Source organism: Anaerotignum sp., assembly GCF_031981185.1.
Taxonomy (GTDB): domain Bacteria; phylum Bacillota; class Clostridia; order Lachnospirales; family Anaerotignaceae; genus Chakrabartyella.
The window spans coordinates 109215-112539 of sequence record NZ_DALYUL010000010.1 but is presented as its reverse complement, the minus strand read 5'-3'; the positions used below and the strand labels follow the sequence as shown (position 1 = coordinate 112539).

Sequence of the window (3325 nt, the reverse complement as noted above, 5' to 3'; positions counted from 1 at the left end):
GGATGCACTGCCTGTTACAGAGAATACCGGCCTTTCCTTCGCAAGTAAAAATCCCGGGGTGATGCATGCGTGTGGACATGATGCACACATAGCAATTCAACTGATTGTAGCAAAATTGCTTTGTAGGCACAAAGACAAATTAAAAGGAAACGTGAAATTCATTTTTCAACCAAATGAGGAAGAAGCTGGAGCCTTAAAGATGATTGAAGCGGGTGTACTGGAAAATCCTCATGTGGATGCTGCACTAGCTTTGCATCTTTGGAGTCCAATTGAAACAGGACACATTGGGCTTTCAGAAGGCCCAATCCTTGGGACCACAGAAGAATTTGAGCTAGAGATTATCGGAAAAGCTGGGCATACCTCCACTCCTCATACTGCAAAGGATGCTTTATTAGGTGCTTGCAGTGTGGTACAAGCTGTACAACAACTGGGTACCCGTGAGTTTAATCCTTTATTGCCTATTTCAGTGATGTTTGGATTTATAAATGGAGGAACAGCAAGAAATATTATCAGTGAAAAAATAAAACTTGGTGGTACAATCAGATTTCTATTTCCTGATGAAGAAAAAAACAAACCCAAGGTGTTGGAGGCATTTGAACGGGTCATTAAGGGCACTTGCATAGCCAACGAACTGGAGTATAAGCTTACATATATTCCAAGCAATCCATCTCTTTTCAATAATAGCGAAATGGTTTCTTTGGTGAAAGATGCTGCTTTTGAAGTGTTTGAAACAAGAGATAATGTTGATGATTTTAGAAGTCTGGCAGGGGAGGATTTTGCGGAGTTTAGCCAAAGAGTCCCTTCGGTAATGACTTGGATAGGCATTGCAGATGCCAATAAGAAAAGTAATTTTCCTCATCATCATGCACAATTTGATATTGACGAAAGCATGATGAAATATGGTGTTGAGCTTCAAGTGAGAAGTGTATTGGCTTACTTAAACAAATAAACCAATAAAGAGAGTTATAAGGAGGAGAGTAATCATGAAAAAGAGTGTTTTGGCAATGACAATGGCAAGTGTAATGGCTGTGGGTGTTTTTAGTGGTTGTGCAGGTGGTGGCAATACAACTCCAACAAGTGCAGAAAGCGATGGGAAAGAGCAGTATACATGGAGAATGGCACATGAGGAGTACGAAGGTGACATGCAAGATGTGTATGCAAAAGAATTTGCTCAGAAACTATATGACAATTCTGATGGTAGAATCAATCTTGAAATTTACCCGGTTGGTCAGATTGGTGATGCATTACAGCAGTGCGAATTGCTTCAAAATGGTGGACTTGAATTTGCTATTGTTAGTCCTGGCAACACAGGCACAGTAGTTCCTGAAAATCAGCTGTTCTCTTTGCATTTCCTGTTCCCTCAGGATTGGGCGAAAACCCAGAAGGTATTGCAGACAAGTGAGGCTTTAAATGTAATGCTACATGACAAATATGTAGAAAGAAAAATCAAACCTTTAAGTTTTTGGACAGAGGGCGCAATGGCTTGGACATCCAATAAGTCTTTAAAAGACATCAATGGTTTTAAGGGCATGAAATTTAGAACAATGCAATCTCCTATGATTATTGCAGCCTATGAAGCATACGGTGCAAACCCCACGCCTATGAGCTATACAGAGGTTTATTCCGGATTACAGCTGAATATGATCGAGGGTCAGGAGAATCCTACAAGTGCAATCTATACTTCTAAATTTCACGAGGTTCAGAAGTACTTAACAGAAGCAAATTCCAATTTGTACATCACAGCAACATGTGTAAACCCTACGTTTTTTGATGGCCTACCCGCTGATATTCAAAAAATTGTTTTAGACACAATTGCAGAAATGGTTCCTCGTTCTTTTGAAATTCAGGAAGAATTGAATGGCGGTGCTTTGGATAAAATTACTGCTGAGTCTGATATTATTGTTGAAACACTTACAGATGATGAAAGAGCAGTTTACAAGGAAGCGGCAAAGAAGGCTTATGATCGATACAAAAAAATCGTAGGTGAAGATGGTGCTAAAATTCTTGACAAATTAATTGAAGAGGTTGCTGCCGTAGAAGCAGAATAATGAAAGGTTCAAAGCTTAAAATAAAAAGCTTTCAATAATTTATTGTAATAAAAAAGTGTGGCAATGAACATCCGCCTGAAGAATTATTTCTTTGGGCGGATAAAAAAACCACATTTTAAAGAATTTGGAGGAAGTTATGCAGGTAAAAAATATTACTTCAAGAGATTTTTGGAGGGCGAAAAAAAGAATTGCTCCTTACATAACAAGAACGCCCCTCGTATATTCTCCTGTGTTAAGCGAAAAAACAGGTGCAAATATCTACCTTAAACTTGAAAATCTTCAGGCAATTGGGGCATTTAAGGTCAGAGGTGCTGCAAATAAAATTTTGAGTTTAACAGATGAGCAAAGAGCAAAGGGAGTATCAACATTTTCCACCGGAAACCACGGGATGGCGGTTGCTCATATTGCCAGTCGTTTAGGCATTCATGCAACTGTTTGTATGTCTAAGAATGTGCCGGCAGTTAAAGTGGAAGCCATTGGCCGATGGAACCCTACAATTTTGCAAAACTGGGATTCACAAGATGCCGCTGGGGTATATTGTTATGAATTACAGGAAAAGGAGGGTATTGTGGTAATTCCTCCTTTCGATGACAAAGAGATTATTTGTGGACAGGGTACAATGAGCCTTGAAATTCTTGAGGATTGCCCGGAAATTGATACTGCTATCGTTCCTCTCTCTGGTGGTGGACTTATGTCGGGTGTGACACTTGGTTTTAAGCTTACCGTTCCTGATGCAAAACTCATTGGTGTTTCCCATGAAAAGGCGGCAGTTATGATAGAGAGCTTAAAAGTGGGGCATCCAATTGAAATGCCTGAGGAGGAAACCCTTGCAGATAGCCTCCTGGGTGGAATTGGCTTGGATAATAAATATACGTTTGATATCACACGGGAATTTGTTGATGAGACAGTCCAGGTGAGCGAGAAAGAAATTGCAAAAGGAATCGCTTATGTTATGGAAAATCATCATTTAATTGTTGAGGGTGCAAGTGCTACGGGAATTGCACTTGCTATGAGAGAAGGTTATATCAAACCCGGTAGCAATGTTGCAATTATCGTGACTGGATGTGGTATACCAATGTCTCATGTAAAACGGATTGTGAATGAACATTTTTAATACAGAAAAGATCCTTCGTAATACAATTACGAGGGGTTTTTTCATTGTATTGCTTTTGAAGAAAATTATAAAATGAAGTCAAAATTGTATAAGATACTACTTCCTGTTTACACTTAAAAGACAAAAGGGGAGTTCCTTTCTTTAGTAGCACTATGTTTGTTGT

General features: G+C 39.2%; 3 protein-coding genes. All 3 read left to right on the top strand.

All coding sequences use genetic code 11. The features are described 5' to 3' along the window. Nucleotides 1-949: M20 metallopeptidase family protein (locus tag RTK36_RS07715; RefSeq protein WP_312045900.1), on the top strand; the 949-nt coding region annotated here is incomplete at its 5' end. Between the two features lie 34 nt (nt 950-983). Continuing rightward, entirely contained in the window at nt 984-2048 is a 1065-nt protein-coding gene (locus tag RTK36_RS07710; protein ID WP_312045898.1) for a DctP family TRAP transporter solute-binding subunit, read from the top strand. 136 nt (nt 2049-2184) lie between these two features. After that, complete coding sequence (locus RTK36_RS07705; protein WP_312045897.1) at nt 2185-3162, top strand: threonine/serine dehydratase; 978 nt, start codon at nt 2185-2187, stop codon at nt 3160-3162. The last annotated feature ends 163 nt before the right edge of the window (nt 3163-3325 follow it).